General features: G+C 66.4%; 16 protein-coding genes and 1 riboswitch. Of the genes, 9 read left to right on the forward strand and 7 right to left on the reverse strand.

From position 1 onward, the window contains the following. Window positions 1-462, forward strand: a complete 462-nt coding sequence (locus tag ABE483_RS05820; protein WP_346481325.1) for a cytochrome c — start codon at window positions 1-3, stop codon at window positions 460-462. 71 nt (window positions 463-533) lie between these two features. Here ABE483_RS05820 and ABE483_RS05825 read toward each other — a convergent pair whose 3' ends face one another. Beyond that, complete coding sequence (locus ABE483_RS05825) at window positions 534-752, reverse strand: glutaredoxin family protein (RefSeq protein ID WP_070471416.1); 219 nt, start codon at window positions 750-752, stop codon at window positions 534-536. 97 nt (window positions 753-849) lie between these two features. Between ABE483_RS05825 and ABE483_RS05830 the strand changes: the two genes are divergently transcribed. Further along, window positions 850-2232 carry an L-serine ammonia-lyase gene (locus tag ABE483_RS05830; RefSeq protein ID WP_123730460.1) on the forward strand — a complete coding sequence of 461 codons (1383 nt, stop codon included), beginning with the start codon at window positions 850-852 and terminating at the stop codon, window positions 2230-2232. Between the two features lie 245 nt (window positions 2233-2477). Continuing rightward, entirely contained in the window at window positions 2478-3479 is a 1002-nt protein-coding gene (locus tag ABE483_RS05835) for an alpha/beta hydrolase (protein WP_313219784.1), read from the forward strand. Between the two features lie 120 nt (window positions 3480-3599). Here ABE483_RS05835 and ABE483_RS05840 read toward each other — a convergent pair whose 3' ends face one another. Genes ABE483_RS05840 through ABE483_RS05850 form a run of 3 tightly spaced genes read right to left on the reverse strand, consistent with a single transcriptional unit; the run spans window position 3600 to window position 6936 of the window. Continuing rightward, entirely contained in the window at window positions 3600-4667 is a 1068-nt protein-coding gene (locus tag ABE483_RS05840; RefSeq protein WP_313210978.1) for a homoserine dehydrogenase, read from the reverse strand. Next, the gene (locus ABE483_RS05845; protein WP_346463281.1) at window positions 4664-5908 is read right to left on the reverse strand and encodes an O-succinylhomoserine (thiol)-lyase; all 1245 of its coding nucleotides are present in this window, start codon (window positions 5906-5908) and stop codon (window positions 4664-4666) included. Before ABE483_RS05845 ends, ABE483_RS05840 begins: the two co-directional genes overlap by 4 nt. Then, entirely contained in the window at window positions 5905-6936 is a 1032-nt protein-coding gene (locus ABE483_RS05850) for a homoserine O-succinyltransferase (protein WP_313210982.1), read from the reverse strand. The genes ABE483_RS05845 and ABE483_RS05850 overlap by 4 nt, the downstream gene beginning before the upstream one ends. A 77-nt stretch (window positions 6937-7013) precedes the next feature. Then, a riboswitch (SAM riboswitch) is annotated at window positions 7014-7134 on the reverse strand. Between the two features lie 150 nt (window positions 7135-7284). Here ABE483_RS05850 and ABE483_RS05855 point away from each other — a divergent pair. From ABE483_RS05855 to ABE483_RS05870, 4 genes are all read left to right on the forward strand, one after another. Then, window positions 7285-8151, forward strand: a complete 867-nt coding sequence (locus ABE483_RS05855) for a M23 family metallopeptidase (protein ID WP_346481326.1) — start codon at window positions 7285-7287, stop codon at window positions 8149-8151. Between the two features lie 75 nt (window positions 8152-8226). Continuing rightward, a complete protein-coding gene (locus ABE483_RS05860) occupies window positions 8227-9831 on the forward strand; it encodes a peptide chain release factor 3 (protein WP_313210984.1) in 1605 nt (534 codons plus the stop codon). 99 nt (window positions 9832-9930) lie between these two features. Continuing rightward, entirely contained in the window at window positions 9931-10572 is a 642-nt protein-coding gene (locus ABE483_RS05865) for a hemolysin III family protein (RefSeq protein WP_172407499.1), read from the forward strand. A 399-nt stretch (window positions 10573-10971) separates the two neighbouring features. Further along, entirely contained in the window at window positions 10972-12954 is a 1983-nt protein-coding gene (locus ABE483_RS05870) for an AsmA family protein (protein WP_346481327.1), read from the forward strand. 63 nt (window positions 12955-13017) lie between these two features. On the opposite strand, the gene ABE483_RS05875 is transcribed toward ABE483_RS05870, so the two are convergent. Genes ABE483_RS05875 through mtgA form a run of 3 tightly spaced genes read right to left on the reverse strand, consistent with a single transcriptional unit; the run spans window position 13018 to window position 15217 of the window. Further along, a complete protein-coding gene (locus ABE483_RS05875) occupies window positions 13018-13449 on the reverse strand; it encodes a CBS domain-containing protein (RefSeq protein WP_313212927.1) in 432 nt (143 codons plus the stop codon). Then, a complete protein-coding gene (locus tag ABE483_RS05880) occupies window positions 13409-14428 on the reverse strand; it encodes a glycosyltransferase family 2 protein (protein ID WP_313219749.1) in 1020 nt (339 codons plus the stop codon). The genes ABE483_RS05875 and ABE483_RS05880 overlap by 41 nt, the downstream gene beginning before the upstream one ends. A 39-nt stretch (window positions 14429-14467) precedes the next feature. Further along, window positions 14468-15217 carry a monofunctional biosynthetic peptidoglycan transglycosylase gene (gene mtgA / locus ABE483_RS05885; RefSeq protein WP_313212924.1) on the reverse strand — a complete coding sequence of 250 codons (750 nt, stop codon included), beginning with the start codon at window positions 15215-15217 and terminating at the stop codon, window positions 14468-14470. Window positions 15218-15296: 79 nt separating this feature from the next. Between mtgA and ABE483_RS05890 the strand changes: the two genes are divergently transcribed. Together ABE483_RS05890 and ABE483_RS05895 are read left to right on the forward strand one after the other, a co-directional pair. After that, on the forward strand, window positions 15297-16193 hold the full coding sequence (locus ABE483_RS05890; protein WP_313212922.1) for an Hsp33 family molecular chaperone HslO: 897 nt from the start codon (window positions 15297-15299) through the stop codon (window positions 16191-16193). A 152-nt stretch (window positions 16194-16345) separates the two neighbouring features. Beyond that, complete coding sequence (locus ABE483_RS05895; protein ID WP_183073752.1) at window positions 16346-17170, forward strand: hypothetical protein; 825 nt, start codon at window positions 16346-16348, stop codon at window positions 17168-17170. Window positions 17171-17484: the final 314 nt, after the last annotated feature.

Raw genomic sequence — 17484 nt, forward strand, 5'->3', positions numbered from 1 at the left:
ATGTCGAAAGCCACGCCACTCCAGCGTTACGCCATCGCCCTGTCCGTTGCCCTGCTGATGACTGCGTGCTCGCAGTCACAGGTGGAGAACAGCGCAGATTCCGCCGCCGATCCGGGCCACGCCAGTGGTGAACACGGGTCCGGCTCCTCCGCCGGCCTGCCGGCCGGCCGCATCGCCGCCGGTGAGGTGCGTGCCCAGGTGAAGGGCAAAGCCACCGGCCAGAGCTGCATCGACTGCCACGGGGCGGACGGCAACAAGCCGATCGACCCGACCTATCCGAAACTGGGTGGGCAGTACGGGGATTACCTGGCGCACAGCCTGCAGGCCTACCGCGCGGGGGATCGTCAGCACGCGCTGATGACCCCGCAGGCGACCGACCTGAGTGATCAGGACATCGCCGATCTGGCGGCCTATTTCGGCTCACGGCCGACCCAGCTGCGGGATCTGCACGGCTTGAAGTGACCGCGGTAGAGCCGACCGTTGGTCGGCTGCCCGGCCGTCATCGCCGCCTGGGGGGCGACCAACGGTCGGCTCTACCGGATCCAGGCGTCTACCGCCGCCACATCGAACGGCCAGTCCAGCTCGCGGCCCCGCGCATCGCGCAACACCGGCACCCTCAGCCCGTAGCGGGCCTCCAGCGCGGGGGCGTCATCGATGAACACACTGTCCAGATCGGCCACCCGGGCCTGCGCCAGCACCGCCAGGGCCTGGTCGCACAAATGGCAGTCATCACGCTGGAACAAGGTAAACACCGGGCCACCCACCTTGGGAAATGTTGCGCCGCACTCAAGGCTGGCGCCTGCGACAGCATAGAATAGCGCTCCATCCGATACCCGCAGTTTGGCAATCATGGCTGTCAGCACGTTCGACGTTTTCAAGATCGGCATTGGCCCGAGTTCTTCGCACACCGTAGGACCGATGAAGGCTGCCGAACGTTTCGTGCACCGCTGGCTGCTCGATCCGGGCCATCTGCAGGACGTGGTGCGCATTCGCGCCGACGTCTATGGCTCGCTGGCCCTGACCGGCCGTGGCCATGGCACCGACAAGGCCGTGCTGCTCGGGCTGGAAGGCCAGCGCCCGAACCTGATCGATCCGGACATCATCCCCGAAACGCTGGAGCGGATCCGCAGCAGCAAGCGCATCCGCCTGATGGGCCAGCACGAGATCGCCTTCGACGAGAAGCGCGACCTGGGCCTGAACAAGCGCCAGAAGCTGCCGTACCACACCAACGGCATGCGCTTCACGGCTTACGGTGCGGACGAGCAGGTGATCGCCACGCGCGATTACTACTCCGTCGGCGGCGGTTTCGTGGTCAACCAGGATGACGCGGCCGATGACCGCATCGTGCCCGATGAAACCCCGCTGCCCTACCCGTTCAAGAGCGGCGATGAGCTGCTCGCGCAGACCGCCCGCAGTGGCCTGAGCATCGCCCAGATGATGTTCGAGAACGAAAAGTGCTGGCGTACCGAGGACGAGATCCGCGACAGCCTGCGCGAGATCTGGAGCGCCATGCAGGCCTGCGTGGAGCGCGGCATCCGCCAGGAAGGTACCCTGCCCGGCGGCCTGCATGTATCACGCCGCGCCCCGGCGCTGTACCGCGAACTGTCCTCCAAGCCGGAAGCGGCGATGCGCGACCCGCTGACCACGCTGGACTGGGTCAACCTGTACGCGCTGGCCGTGAACGAAGAAAACGCCGCCGGTGGCCGCGTGGTGACCGCACCGACCAACGGCGCAGCCGGCGTACTGCCAGCGGTGCTGCACTATTTCGACCGCTTCTGCCCCGGTGCCAACGAACAGCGTGTGTTCGATTTCCTGCTGACCTCGGCGGCGATCGGCATCCTGTACAAGGAAAACGCCTCGATCTCCGGTGCCGAAGTGGGCTGCCAGGGTGAAGTGGGCGTGGCCTGCTCGATGGCCGCCGGCGGTCTGGTCGCCGCGCTCGGCGGCAACCCGAGCCAGATCGAGAATGCCGCCGAGATCGGCATGGAACACAACCTCGGCCTGACCTGCGACCCGATCGGCGGGCTGGTGCAGATTCCCTGCATCGAGCGCAATGCGATGGGCGCGGTCAAGGCGATCAATGCCTCACGCATGGCCATGCGCGGCGACGGCAAGCACAAGGTCTCGCTGGACAAGGTCATCAAGACCATGCGCGACACCGGCCGCGACATGCAGGACAAGTACAAGGAAACCAGCCGCGGCGGGCTGGCGGTCAACGTCATCGAGTGCTGATCCACCGCCCCCGGCGGTAGAGCCGACCGTTGGTCGGCTGCTCCCGTTCGCATCATCGGCACGCCTGCACATCCGCTCGGATGTAGAGCCGACCGTTGGTCGGCTGCTCCCGTTCGCATCATCGGCACGCCTGCACATCCGCTCGGATGTAGAGCCGACCGTTGGTCGGCTGCTCCCGGTGGCATCGTCGGTACGCCTGCACGGCCGCTCCGGTACAGTCAGGACTTCCCCCCATGGAGACTGCCATGCGCATCCTGGCCGCCGCCCTGCTTGCCTACCTGCCGCTGACCACCTTCGCCGCTGAGACTTACGGCCCGCGGCTGGAAGGCTTCGACTATCCGTACCCCGTGAAGATCTTCCGGTTCGAGTCCCAGCGCCAGCCGCTGGAGATGGCCTACATCGACGTGCCCGCCGGTGGCAAAGGCTTCGCCGGGACGGTCGTGCTGCTGCATGGCAAGAATTTCTGTGCGGCCACCTGGAAGGACACCATCGCGGCATTGAGCGCGGCCAGCTACCGGGTGATCGCGCCGGACCAGATCGGTTTCTGCAAATCGAGCAAGCCCGAGCGCTACCAGTACTCGTTCGGCCAGCTGGCTGCCAATACCGAAGCACTGCTGGAGCATCTGGGCTACGGCGAGGGCAAGCTGCACATCGTCGGCCATTCAATGGGGGGCATGCTCGCCGCGCGCTTCGCGCTGATGTACCCGCAGCGCACCCTCAGTCTCTCGCTGGTCAACCCGATCGGACTGGAAGACTGGAAGGCCAAGGGCGTGCCATGGCGCAGCATCGACGCCTGGTATGCGGGCGAGCTGAAGACCAGCTTCGACAGCATCAAGACGTACCAGCTCGACGTCTATTACAACGGCCAGTGGAAGCCCGAGTACGAGCAATGGGTGCGCATGCAGTCACGCATGTACGACGGCCCCGGCAAACAGGCGGTGGCATGGAGCCAGGCGCTGACCTCGGACATGGTGTTCAACCAGCCGGTGGTTCATGAGCTGCCCAGGCTGACCGTGCCAACCACGCTGTTCATCGGCCAGACCGACCGTACTGCAATCGGCCGCGATCTGGCACCGCCCGCCCTGAAAGCGACGCTCGGCAACTACCCTGCGCTGGGTAAAGCGGCGGCGGCAGCGATCCCAGGCGCCACCCTGGTGAGCTTCGAAGACCTCGGCCACTCGCCACAGGTGCAGGACCCGGACCGGTTCAATGCGGCACTGCTGAAGGCAATCTCACAACACGACTGACCTGCCCACCACCCCGGTAGTGCCACGCCATGCGTGGCAGCCGCCGTCCTCACCATTATCCGCCGACGCAGCAAGCCCACCCCTGGCGCTACCGTGTGCCTTGCTGGGATCGCGCGGCAATCAGCGCCGCACGATCGCCAGCACGTCGTCCAGCAAGGCGGCGGCGGTAACCTCCGCCCCGGCGCCCGGCCCCTGGATCAACAGCGGCTGGGCGTGATACCGGTCGCTATGAATCGCCACCCGGTTGTCGGTCTGCGCGCCGCCGGCCAGCGGATGGTCGCGCGGGAGCACACGCAGCCCCACCGACGCACCGTCGTGATCGAAGCCACCGACGAAGCGCAGGCACCCACCTTGGTCGTTGGCCTGCTGCCAATACTGCTGCAGCGGTGCATCCAGCAGCGTCAGCTGCGCCAACGCATCCGCCGGGGACAGCCCAGCAAGTGCATCCGGCACCAGTGAGGCAACCTGCACCTGCTCGGCACGCAACGCAATGCCGCTGGCGCGCGCCAGGATCAACAGCTTGCGACGGACATCTTCGCCGGACAGATCCACCCGCGGGTCCGGCTCGGTGTAGCCGGCCTCGGCCGCCTCCCGCACCCACGCAGAGAACGGACGCTGGCCATCGTAGTGATGGAACAGCCACGCCAGCGAACCGGACAGCACGCCCTCCACGCGATGGATGCGGTCGCCGCCGGCGACCAGCGCGCGCAGGCTGCTCAGCAGCGGCAGGCCTGCGCCCACGGTGGCACTGTCGCCATAGCGCGCGTCACCCTGCTGGCCGCTGTCGGCGATGGCCTGCGCACGGGCCAACTGTGCGCCTTGGCCGAGCTTGTTGGCGGTCACCACGTGCACGCCCCGTGCCAGCCACTGTTCGTGCCAGTTGGCTACGTCGTCACTGGCGGTCGCATCGACCACCACATCGCCCCGCTGCAGGCCCTCGGCTTCCGCCCACGGCTGCAATGCGACCGCACCGCGCGCGGCCAGGTTGGCCTGTGCAAGCTCATCCGCGGGGGTCTGTTCGCAGGCACGCGCCGTGCGTGAGTTGGCCAGCCACGAGAACGAGGGCAGCGTGACACCGCGATCCTGCAGCGCGGCGTACCGCTGCACGAACGCGGTGCCGACCGTGCCGGTACCGAGCAGGGCCAGCTTGCGATGGGCCGCCAGCGGCAGGTTCAGCACCGCGCTCATGCATCCACCTGTTTACGGCGCTGCACATCGCGGTGCTGATCGATCACAACCTGGGCGCGTTCCAGCCCAGCCTGCAGATCGGCCACCAGGTCTTCCGGTGACTCGATACCGACCGACAGGCGCAGCAGCCCTTCGCTGATCCCGGCGTGCGCACGCGCTTCCGGGGTCATCGCCGCGTGGGTCATGGTCGCCGGATGCGCGACCAGGCTTTCCACGCCGCCCAGCGATTCGGCCAGGGTGAAGCAGCGCAGGCCATCCACGAAGGCGCGCACCGCCGCATGCGGATCCTCGCCCGGGCACGAGGCCAGTTCGAAGGACAGCATCGCGCCAAAGCCGCTCTGCTGACGGGCTGCGATGGCGTGGCCGGGGTGATCGGCCAGGCCCGGGTAGTACACGCTGGCGACTGCATCGCTGGCGGCCAGCAGCTCGACCACGGCCGACGTGTTTTCCTGGTGTGCGCGCAGGCGTGCACCCAGCGTACGCAGGCCACGCAGGGTCAGGAAGGCATCGAACGGCGAACCGGTCAGGCCCAGCGCGTTGGCCCACCACACCAGCTGCTCGTGCACCGCCGGATCACGCGCGATCACCGCCCCGCCGACCACATCGCTGTGACCGTTGATGTACTTGGTGGTGGAGTGCAGCACCAGATCGGCACCGAAGCTGATCGGCTGCTGCAGCGCCGGGGACAGGAAGGTGTTGTCGACGACTACCTTGGCACCGGCCTTGTGCGCGGCATCGATGACGAAGCGCAGGTCGGTGATGCGCAGCAGCGGGTTGGACGGGGTTTCGATCAGCACCAGCGTCGGCGACTGTGCCAGCGCGTCGGCCAACGAGCGCGGGTCGGTCAGGTCGGCGGTGATCAGGCCGAAGTGGCCCTTCTTCGCCAATGCGTTGAACAGGCGCCAGCTGCCGCCGTACGCATCGTGCGGCACCACCAGCGTATCGCCGGGCTGCAGCAGCGCATTGAGCACCAGATTGATCGCGCCCATGCCGGTGGAGGTGATCACCCCGCCCGCGCCGCCTTCCAGTTCGGCCAGCGCTTCACCGAGCAGATCGCGGGTCGGGTTGCCGCTGCGCGTGTAGTCGTACTGGCGCTTGTTGCCGAAGCCATCGAAGCTGAAGTTCGAGGACAGCACGATCGGCGGGGTCACCGCGCCGTGGGCGGTGTCACGGTCGATGCCGGCACGCACGGCGGCGGTGACGCGGCTACAGGACGGCTCGGTACCAGCGGAACGGCTCATGCGGTTTCTCCGGGGGATCGAAAAGCGGTGGCGAGGATCGCGTCGATGCGATCGGTTTCTTTCAGGAAGGCGTCGTGGCCATACGCCGAGCGCAGCACGCGCAGGCTGCCGCGCGGGCCCAGCCCCTCGACCAGGCCGACGCAGTCGGCCAGCGGGACCAGGCGATCGCCTTCCACAGCGACCACGACGGTCGGCACCTGGATGGCGGCCGGGTCGATGCGGTGCAGGTCGATGGATTCGGACAGGCGCAGGTAAGCATCGACCGGGGTGCGGGCGACATACTGCGCACCGGCGGCATCCAGATAGTCTTCGGCGGCAACGCGCACGCGGCCGTTGACCACTTCCGGCGCGGCGTCGAAGCGTTCGCCGAATTCTTCCGGCGTGCGGTAGCTGAGCATGGCGAACTGGCGCGCCAGCGACAGCCCGTGGCTCTCGGCGCACTGAAGCTGGCCCAGCGCAACCGCACGGCGCTGCAGCGCACGCCAGGCCGCGGCATACGGATGCGGGCGATGCGCACCGCTCACCGCGATCAACTTCTGTACGCGCTGGCGGTGACGGATCGCGAACTGCTGGCCGACCAGCGCGCCGTAGGAGTAGCCCACGAAGCACTGCAGGCGGGCGATGCCAAGATGGTCGAGCAGCAAGGCCAGCGCATCGGCCTGGTCGGCGGTATCGATCGGCAGGTCGAGCGCGCCGTCGGCGCCGATGAAATCGAACGCCAGGATGCGCAGCGAGGCCGGATCCAGCGCGCGACCTGCGGCCACCAGGCCCTCGGCCCAGCCCTTTTCGGGGAATTCGGCATTGGCCGCCACATGGCGGTGCGCGGAGATGCCGCCGGCCAGCACCACCACCGGCGCATCGGCACGGCCGACGCATTCGTAGCGCAGACGTACCGGCCGCGGTCCGCCGTGACGCATCGACAGCACCGCCGCGATATCGCCGCGCACGGCGTTCAGCCCGGCGTCGACGGGGACGCTGAGCGGGGCGAAGGAGTCGGTGGCGACAGGGGCGGCGGTGGCGAAGCGCATGGCGGTATCCAAAGTAGGAGTCGGCCATCGAGCTTTCGCGGAGCTCGCGTTCGAAGCGCACGCACGGTGCACGGTTCGAACCATCTTTCGGAAGACACCAACGGTCTCCGCAGGATTTGGCACCTACGCAGGTCGCTTTCGCGTCTGCGGGCTGCCCCGGCTTCAAAGGGCCTGTCCCTCTGCCGGTCTCGATGGTGGAGCCACGATGCCAGCGCTTCCGGCCCATGTCAATCCCTTCATCGGCATGAAGCGATATATATTCCAGATGATCATCGGTCGCGCATACTCCGGGATCCTCCCTGACCGGCCGACGCCTTGCGCTGCTTACGTTTCACCGCGGTGATTTTGATGATGCCGGTGCTGAACGCCTGGGCCGGCCCGGGGGCGAACTGGCGGAACGGCTGGCGGGTCGACCGGCCTGCAACCGCTGCCCCGGCGCAGCGCACCGCTGGCGCGCCGGTGCCGGCCCTGGCCGTACTGACCCTGGAAGGGGCTGGAGACCGCTGGCAGGCCCGGGTCGACAACCGCGTGGCCGGGCCGGTCCAGGTCGAACTGCGCGCCGCCGCCGGCGCCCCCGCGCTGCCGGGGCTACCCGTTCAGACGGTAGTGGCCGCCGGCGCCAGCGTCGTGGTGACCCGCCTGCAGCCGCCGGCCGGTAGTACCACGCTCCGCCTGGATCTGACGGCCGTTCCGGGCGACCCCGGTGCGCGCCCGCAGAATGTGACCTACCTCCTGCCGTTCGATGCGGCGCGCATCCAGGTCAGCCAGGCACCGCAGGGGCAGTTCAGCCACAACGATGCAGAGAACCGCGAGGCCATCGACTTCGCCCTGCCCGAGGGCACGCCCGTGCTCGCGGCGCGGGCAGGAACCGTCATGCAGGTCCAGGCCGGGTATCAGGGCAATGGGCAGGACCGGGACCACGATCTGGGCCGGGCCAACCTGGTGCGGGTGCTGCATGAGGACGGCAGCATGGCCGTGTATGCCCACCTGCAGCACCACGGCGTACTGGTCCGCCCGGGCGAGCAGGTCCAGGCGGGGCAGCGGATCGGGCTCTCGGGCAACACCGGCTACAGCGCCGCGCCGCACCTGCACTTCGCGGTCCAGGTCAATGCGGGCATGCGGCTGCGCTCGATCCCGGCACGGATCGTCAGCCCACACGGCGAGCTGCACTTCGCCCGGACAACGGACGAGGCCGGCGCATCCGCCCTGCCCTGACCCCGGCTACGCCCGCCCCCGTTATACTGGGCGGCTTATCTCCATGAAAAGCGCCCCGGGCGGGCGCGTCACGCCATGTCCGAAGTCGCTACCGAAGCTGCGCGCCGCCGCACCTTCGCCATCATTTCCCATCCTGACGCCGGCAAGACCACGCTGACCGAAAAGCTGCTGCTGTTCGGCGGTGCGATCCAGATGGCCGGTTCGGTCAAGGGCCGCAAGGCCGCGCGCCATGCGACCTCCGACTGGATGGCGCTGGAAAAGGAGCGTGGGATCTCGGTCACCTCCTCGGTGATGCAGTTCCCCTACGAAGGCAAGATCGTCAACCTGCTCGACACCCCCGGCCACGCCGACTTCGGCGAGGACACCTACCGCGTGCTCACCGCGGTGGACTCTGCACTGATGGTGATCGACGTGGCCAAGGGCGTGGAAGAGCGCACCATCAAGCTGATGGAAGTCTGCCGCCTGCGCGACACCCCGATCATGACCTTCATCAACAAGCTCGATCGCGAGGGCAAGGAGCCCATCGATCTTCTGGATGAAGTGGAAAGCGTGCTCGGCATCCAGTGCGCGCCGGTCACCTGGCCGATCGGCATGGGCCAGCGCCTGAAGGGCGTGGTCCACCTGATCAGCGGTGAGGTGCACCTGTACGAGCAGGGCCGCAACTTCACCCGCCAGGATTCGACGATCTTCCCGTCGATCGATTCGCCGGGGCTGGCCGAGAAGATCGGTGAGCGCATGCTGGCCGACCTGCGTGACGAGCTGGAACTGGTGCAGGGCGCCAGCCATCCGTTCGACGTGGAGGCCTACCTGGCCGGCAAGCAGACGCCGGTGTTCTTCGGCTCGGGTGTGAACAACTTCGGCGTGCAGCCGCTGCTGGATTTCTTCGTCGAGCATGCACCGTCACCGCAGCCGCGCGCGACCACTGGCCGCATCATCGCGCCGCAGGAAAACAAGCTGACCGGCTTCGTGTTCAAGATCCAGGCCAACATGGACCCGCAGCACCGCGACCGCGTGGCCTTCATGCGGGTGTGCTCGGGCCGTTTCGTGGCCGGCATGAAGACCTTCCATGTGCGCACCGGCAAGGAAATGAAGCTGGCCAATGCGCTGACCTTCATGGCCAGCGACCGCGAGATCGCCGCCGAGGCATGGCCGGGCGATGTGATCGGCATCCACAACCACGGCACGATCTCCATCGGTGACACCTTCACCGAGGGCGAAGCGGTCAGCTTCACCGGCATCCCGAACTTCGCGCCGGAACTGTTCCGCCGCGCACGCCTGCGCGATCCGCTCAAGCTCAAGCAGTTGCAGAAGGGATTGGCGCAGCTCTCCGAAGAGGGCGCGACGCAGTTCTTCCGCCCGCTGATGAGCAACGACCTGATCCTGGGCGCGGTGGGTGTGCTGCAGTTCGATGTGGCGGCGTATCGCCTGAAGGACGAGTACGGCGTGGAAGCCACCTTCGAGCCGGTCAGCGTGACCACGGCGCGCTGGGTCACCTGCAGCAACGAGAAGAAGCTGGAGGAGTTCCGCGAGAAGAACGCCGGCAACCTGAGCATCGATGCCGCCGGCCAGCTGGTCTATCTGGCACCGACGCGGGTCAACCTGCAGCTGGCGCAGGAGCGCGCACCGGATGTTCGCTTCGCGGCCACCCGCGAAGCAGCGCACAGCATCTCGGTCAGCTGATCGCTCCACCGGTCTACCGGCTGAACAGGCGCGCGTGCATGCGCGCGCCATCGCGGCGATGATAGGGGGGAGCGGGCTCCCCCTCCCCGCACTCCGATCATCGCCATGACCTCTGTCGTTTCCGTTCGAGAAGAAATCGCCAGCGCCCTGACCCACGGGCTTGGCGCCGTCGCTGCACTGGCCGGCAGTGCGGTACTGATCACCCTGGCCGCCATCTATGGCGACGGCTGGCAGCTGGCCAGTGCGATCGTATTCGGGGTGGCGCTGTTGCTGTTGTATACGGCGTCCACGCTCTATCACGCGATCCAGCATCCGGTCGCCAAGGGCCGGCTGAAGGTGTTCGATCACTGTGCGATCTACCTGTTGATCGCCGGTACGTACACGCCGTTCACGCTGATCGGTCTGCGCGGGGGTCCGTGGGGCTGGGGGATGTTCACGGCAATCTGGGCGCTGGCGCTGTTCGGGGTGGTGTTCAAGTTGTTCTACACGGGCCGGTTCAAGCTGCTGTCGACGATCATCTATATCGCGATGGGCTGGATGGTGATGGTGGCGATCAAGCCGATGTGGCATTCGCTGGATGCGTGGACGCTGGGGTGGCTGTTGGCCGGCGGGGTGTTCTATACGTTGGGGACGGTGTTCTATCACCGGGAGTCGGTGCCGTATTCGCATGCGATCTGGCATCTGTTCGTGATCGGTGGGAGTGTGTGCCACTTTGTTGCGGTGACGGCGCAGATTCTCTGAGTGCTGTTTTCTGCCAGGCAAGTGCGACGGCACCCGGACCAGCGAGAGCACTAGCACTAGGACTAGCAACAGCAACGGCAAGAGCAAGAGCAAGAGCAAGACCATGAGCGACTCGGGCGTCGGGAATGCGCCAGGCGGGATCGGCACGGGTGGGTCGGCGGGACACGCCGTGAATCCGTCCCTGGAGGCTCATGTCGCGCCATCCATGGCGCTCATGGTCCCGCCAACCCACCCGCACCGCCCCGCTCACCGTTGGCTGGTGGCCTGGGAAGATCAAGGTCTGAGCTGGATCAAGTGCCTGGTCCCGCAGTGCATGGCGACGGTCGACACGCCTCACCCTGACAGTACCCTTACCAATGCTTCGCGCTGCCTGCACGATGCAAGGGCAACCATGGGGATGTGAATACTGTGCCCTCCCCTGTTCCGTCCGATGCCCCTTCCCGTTCCCGCTGGCGCTGGCGTCGTCCTGGCAAGCGGGGGCAGCGGTGGTTGGCGATCCTGGTGTTTCTGTTCGCTGCGCTGTTGATCCTGATCGCATTGTGGGATTGGAACTGGTTCAAGGGACCGGTGGAGCGGGCGGTGCAGGCCAAGACCGGGCGTGAGTTCCATATCACGGGCGATCTGGATGTCGATCTGGGTCGGGTGACGACGGTGCGCGGTGATGGGCTGACGTTTGCCAATGCGACGTGGGCCAAGCAGCCGCAGATGGCGACGGCGGATCGGGTGGAGATCGATCTGCGGGTGTGGCCGCTGCTGCGTGGGCAGGTGCGGATTCCGGAGATCCGCTTGACGCGGCCGGATCTGTTGCTGGAAACCGCGCCGGAGAAGAATCAGCCGGGCAATTGGGATTTCCTGGGGCCGAGCGACGGTGATCCGCCGGTGTTGCAGCGGTTGTTGGTCGATGATGGGCGGCTGCAGTTCCGGGATGCGGCGGGCCGGACCGATGTGCTGGTGTCGCTCGACAGTGGCAAGCCACGCGACAAGGACAGTGGTCCGCCGCTGCTGGTGAAGGGCAAAGGGCGCTGGCAGGGCAATCCGTTCTCGCTGGAGGGCAATACCGAGTCGCCGCTCGAGCTGACCAATACCGGCCATCCGTTCCGCATCCATCTGGATGGGCGCGCCGGGAATACGCATGCGATCGCCAGTGGGACGTTGACCAATCCTTTCCAGTTGCGGGTGTTCAATCTGGAGTTGATGCTGAGTGGCCAGGATATGGAGGATCTGTACCCGCTGATCGGGGTCGCCATGCCCTCCACGCCGCCGTACAAGCTCAAGGGACAGCTCAAGCGCGACAACGCGATCTGGCGCTATGAGAATTTCACGGGCACGGCCGGTGACAGCGATCTGGGCGGGACCGCGCAGATCGATGTGAGCGGTGACCGGCCATTCCTGAAGGCGGATCTGGTGTCCAAGCGATTGGACTTCGACGACCTGGCCGGCTTCATCGGGGCGCCGCCGAAGACCGGCGCGGGGGAATCGGCCAATGCCGAGCAGAAGGCGAAGGCAGCCGCGCTGGCGGCCCGTGCCAAGGTACTGCCGGATACACCCTACAACCTGTCCAAGCTGCGCGCGATGGATGCCGATGTGCGCTGGAAAGCGCAACGGATCAACTCGTCGGCCCTGCCGCTGGATGACATGGATGCGCACCTCAAGCTCAACGACGGGCTGCTGCGCCTGGAACCGCTCAACTTTGGTGTGGCCGGCGGCGATATCCGCAGCACGATCCGGATGGATGCCCGCAAGCAGGCCATTTCCACGCAGTTGCAGGCCACCATCCGCAAGGTGCAGCTGGGCAAGCTGTTCCCCGATGCGAAGCTGGCCGAGCAGGCCTCCGGCGGTATCAGCGGCGACGTCAACCTGACCGGCCAGGGCAACTCCGTCGCGGCCATGCTTGGCAGTTCCGATGGCACCGTGGCGGTCGGCATCGGCCGCGGCCATGTCGGCAATCTGATCATGGAACTGGCCGGGCTGGATGTCGCCGAATCGGTGAAGTTCCTGTTCACCGGTGACAAGCAGATTCCACTGCGTTGCGCGTGGGGCGACTTCGGGGTGACCAACGGCGTGATGCAGTCGCGTTCGCTCGCCTTCGATACCACCGACACCCTGATCCTTGGCGAGGGCAAGGTGGATCTGAAACAGGAACAGCTGGATCTGCTGCTGCGACCGCGCCCGAAGGACATGAGCATCCTGGCGCTGCGCTCGCCGCTGCGCATCGGCGGAACCTTCAAGGATCCCTCGTTCCGGCCGGACTTCAAGGCGCTGGGCATCCGCGGGGCGATCGCCCTGGCGCTGGGCAGCATTGCCCCGCCCGCCGCGCTGCTGGCGACGATCGAAACCGGGCCGGGCGAGGACAGCAACTGCGGTGGCCGCTACGCCAAGTGATTCCGGCCCATTCTGGCCGGATGCCGACTCACGGCCGGCATGCCGGACAGCAAGGATCCACGCTCAACCGGCGACGATGTACTGCTGGAGCTGATCGAGTTTCTGTGCCTGTTCGTCGATCACCGACTTGACCAGGTCGCCGATCGAGATCACGCCGAGGACCCCGTTGCCATCGACCACCGGAAGGTGGCGGATGCGGTAATCGGTCACCAGTTGCAGGCAGTGCTCGACCTGCTCGCCTGGCGCGACGGTCACCACCTTGGGGGTCATGATCTCGCGGACTTCGGTTGTGCGTGAGGAGCGTTCGTGCAGCACGATCTTCCGCGCGTAATCGCGCTCGGACAGAATGCCGACCAGGTGCCGGCCTTCCATCACCAGAACCGCGCCGATGCCCTTTTCAGCCATCAACCGGATGGCGTCGATCACCGCCGACGTCGGGGCGACTGCGAATACCTCAGGGGACTTGCCTTCCAACAGCTGTCGTACCGTGGTCATCTCGCTGCTCTCCACCGATGGGATGCAGGGCCGAGTCTGCCACGAACGGGGCCTGCCAGGTGTCAATCAGGTACAGCGGGCGCTGTTTGGATTCTTCGTACAGCCGGCCCAGGTATTCACCGATCAGGCCCAGCGCGATCAGCTGTATCCCGCCAAGGAACAGGATCACCGCCATCATCGTTGGCCACCCAGCGACACGGTCGCCGTACAGCGCGGCCTTCAGCACCACGACCAGCGCGAACAGGAACGCGAAACTCGCCGCTGCCAGGCCCAGATAGGTGGTCACCCGCAGCGGCGCGGTCGAAAAGCCGGTGATCCCTTCCAACGCGAAGTTCCACAGCCGCCAGAACCCGAATTTGCTCTCCCCGACCAGCCGCGCATGGCGGTGGTAAGGCAGGGCCTTGCGCCGGAAGCCCACCCAGCCGAACAGCCCCTTCATGAAGCGGTGGCGCTCACGCAGCTGACCCAGCGCCTGCAGCGCGCGCGGCGACAACAGGCGGAAGTCGCCGGTATCGGCCGGAATCGGTGTCTTGGACAGCCGCCCGATCACCCGGTAGAACGCCTTGGCTGTAGACCGTTTGAGCCAGCTTTCGCCATCGCGCACCAGGCGCGTGCCGTACACGTTGTCATAGCCCTGTTGCCACAGCGCGACGAACTCGGGAATCAGTTCCGGCGGATCCTGGCCATCGGCATCGAGGATCATCACCGCACCGTCGTCGACGAAATCCAGCCCGGCGGTGAGCGCCGCTTCCTTGCCGAAATTCCGCGAGAGCCGCAGCACGCCGACGCAGCCGTCGGCAGCGGCCAATCCCTGCATGACGTCCCATGTCGTATCGGTACTGCCGTCGTCCACATACAGCACGCGGCCGTCGATACCTTCCAGTCCATCGAGCACCGCACGCAGCCGTGGGTGCAGCATCGGCAAGGCAAGCGCTTCATTGTGGGCGGCGACGACGACGGTCAGGCGTGGGCTGTTCATGCGGCGATTGTAGCGTCAGCCAATCACGTTCATGAACGCTCAATCCTCGCTGAGGTAACCACTCCCGCCCAACTGCCGCGCCTGCCGCTGGATCCATGTCGCGCGGCGCTGGACGTAGGGTCCGGGCTGGGCCGCGTTGTAACGTCGCGGTGATGGCAGCACCGCTGCCAGCCGCGCGCTTTCGGCCGGGCTCAGCCGCGACGCGTCCTTGTTCCAGTACTGCCGGGACGCGGCCTGCGCGCCATAGATGCCGTCGCCGAACTCGGCGATGTTGGCGTACATCTCCAGGATCCGCGACTTCGGCCACAGCGCTTCGATCAACACGGTGTACCAGACCTCCAGGCCCTTGCGGATCCAGCTGCGGCCCTGCCACAGGAACAGGTTCTTGGCGACCTGCTGGCTGATCGTGCTGGCCCCGCGCAGGCGGCCGCCGCGTGCGTTGTGGTCACGCGCCTTCTCGATGGCCTGCAGGTCGAAGCCGTTGTGCTCCGGGAAGCGCTGGTCCTCGGCGGCCACCAGCGAAATCGGCAGGCTCGGCGCCATCTGGTCCAGGTCGCGCCACTGGTAGTGCAGCCGGTAGCTCCAGTCGCCCTCCCCCAACGCTTCGCCATAGCGCCACAGCATCACGCTGGACACCGGCGGGTCGATGAAACGCAGGGCCAGCACCTGCAGCACACTGAAGCCGACAAACAGTACCGGCAGCCACAGCAGGCGCTTCCAGTGCCAGCGGCGCGGACGTGACGGTTCCAGGTCCGGCTCGACCTTGAGGTTGCTGCGCTCTGCCCCCATTACTGGTGCATCCTTTACTTGCACGGTTGTCGGCGCATTATCCGGCAACCGGCACTCCTTTCGCGCAGCCACCGAACCGATGACCGCCCAATCCGACTCCCTTGTCCGTTTCCTGCTCCCCGATGCCGGCGTCCGCGGCGTGCACGTGCACCTCGATGACACCTGGCGGGAGATCCTGTCCCACGCGGTCTATCCGCCGGGCGCCGCTGAACTGCTCGGCGAGGCCAGCGTGGCCTCGGCGCTGTTCACCGGCCACACCAAGGTCGATGGCCGCCTGTCGATCCAGCTGCGCAGCAACACCGCGATGCGTACCCTGTTCGCCGAGTGCACCGCGGTCGGCACGCTGCGCGGCATCGTCCAGCTGGCCGACGGCGGCGGGGACGCCCCGCGCGACCTGACCGCGCTGGGCGAGGACGCGCTGCTGGCGATCACCATCGAAAACCCCGGCCTGGACCCGCGCGAACCGCAGCGCTACCAGAGCCTGGTCGGCCTGACCGCAGCCGGTCTGGACGAAGCCTTCGAGGATTATTTCCGCCAGTCCGAACAGCTGCCCACCCGGCTGCTGCTGGCCGCCGACGGCACCCGCGCCGCAGGCCTGCTGCTGCAGAAGCTGCCGGGCGATGAAGGCGACCAGGACGGCTGGTCGCGTGCCAGCGCGCTGTTCGAGACCTTGGGCAAGCAGGAACTGCTGGAGGTACCGGGCCACGATCTGCTGCACCGTCTGTTCCATGAAGAGACGCCGGAACTGCTCGGCGACAAGGCCCTGCGCTTCGCCTGTTCGTGCTCGCGCGAGCGGGTGGCAGGCATGTTGCAGTCGATTGGCGAGGAAGAGGCCCGTGCTGCCGCCGAGCCAACCGGCGCGGTGGAAGTGCGGTGCGAATTCTGCGGGCAGGAGTATCACTTTCCGTTGACGGAATTCGACATACTGTTCCGCGAGATGGATGTATCCTCGCCGGCACCTGAACGGCTTCAGTAAACTTGGCAAGCGTTTTGTTCTGGGGAGAACCAAGACTTGTTAAGAAATCATAAACGCCCTAGGATCAATGTCCCGCTTCGGCGGGAACTTGTGTTCACCGCGCTTGTCTGAGAGTTCCCATGCATTCCCTTCTGCGTCTACCGCTGGCCCTGATGATCGCCCTAGGCGCGATCTCGGGCGCGCATGCGCAGGCCAAGGGCAAGCAGGACGGCACCGTGTTGCCGGTCTGGAACAAGGGCAGCGGCAAGGTGGAGGCGTTGCTGTATCTGGAACCCACCGGCGAGCAGGCGGTCGGTGCGCGCTGGCATTTCGGCCGCAGCTCCCTGGACGCGGCCTTCGGCCTGTCCTCGGGTGACTCGCTGGGTCTGCTGTGCAACAGCAGTCGCGGGACGAGCATCAGCGGATTGGCCAGCCATTGCATGCTGGCGACACTGGGCGATGAGGAAGACAACACGCTCAGCCGCCGCGTCAGTGGCACCGCCGCGTTCAACCGGCCTGGCGGCCGCGTGGGCATCACCGCCGGCAGCGGCCGCGACACCCTGCCCGCGTGGCTGGCTGGCCCGAACAAATCGCCTTCACTGCGCGCCGAACAGAACGACCTGACCGTCTTCGGGCAGAAGAACATCGGCCGCGAGGGCTTCGTCTCGATCGGCGGCACCTATGCCAAGGCGCGTCTGGTCCCCATCGCGGACGCCTCGCCGGCGATCGTGGACCGCTGGGACAGCAAGAGCCTCACCATCGGTGCCGGCTATGGCAACTTCAGCGGCAACATCATCGGCCGCGTGGTCGATGTTCCGGGCCAGCCCGGCAAGTGGGAAGGCCTGGGGGTCGGCCTGACCTGGCGCACGCCGTGGAGCGGGCAGCTCACCGTGGGCGCCGAGAACGTGGTCACCCGCGGCAAGAACCCGTTCGCCCCCCGCAACGAGAGCACGGACGAGGGCACCGTCCCCTACGTGCGGTACGAGCAGGATCTCTGACCTGTCTTTGCGACGACCCGTCAATACACGTCATCCAAAGGGCGCCTCCACGAGGCGCCCTTTTTCGTTTGGGCTGCCTGTCAAGGGCGCACACGGCCCATTCAGGGTGAAATTTTTTTAACAAAATTCTTAACAAATGAGACGTTTTGGGCGGCAGACATCGCTTAGAGCCTTATGCTGCAAAGGCTTTGCCGAATTTCACCTAAATCACATGGAACATTAACGGCTCTTTAATTTTTAGTTGCACGTGGTTACTATCGAGTCAGCTTCACGGATTGGGAACGCCTTTCGTCCCCGCGCTGAAGCCCATCCCA

Origin of the sequence: Stenotrophomonas sp. TWI602, assembly GCF_039674045.1 — a bacterium.
Lineage (GTDB): Bacteria > Pseudomonadota > Gammaproteobacteria > Xanthomonadales > Xanthomonadaceae > Stenotrophomonas.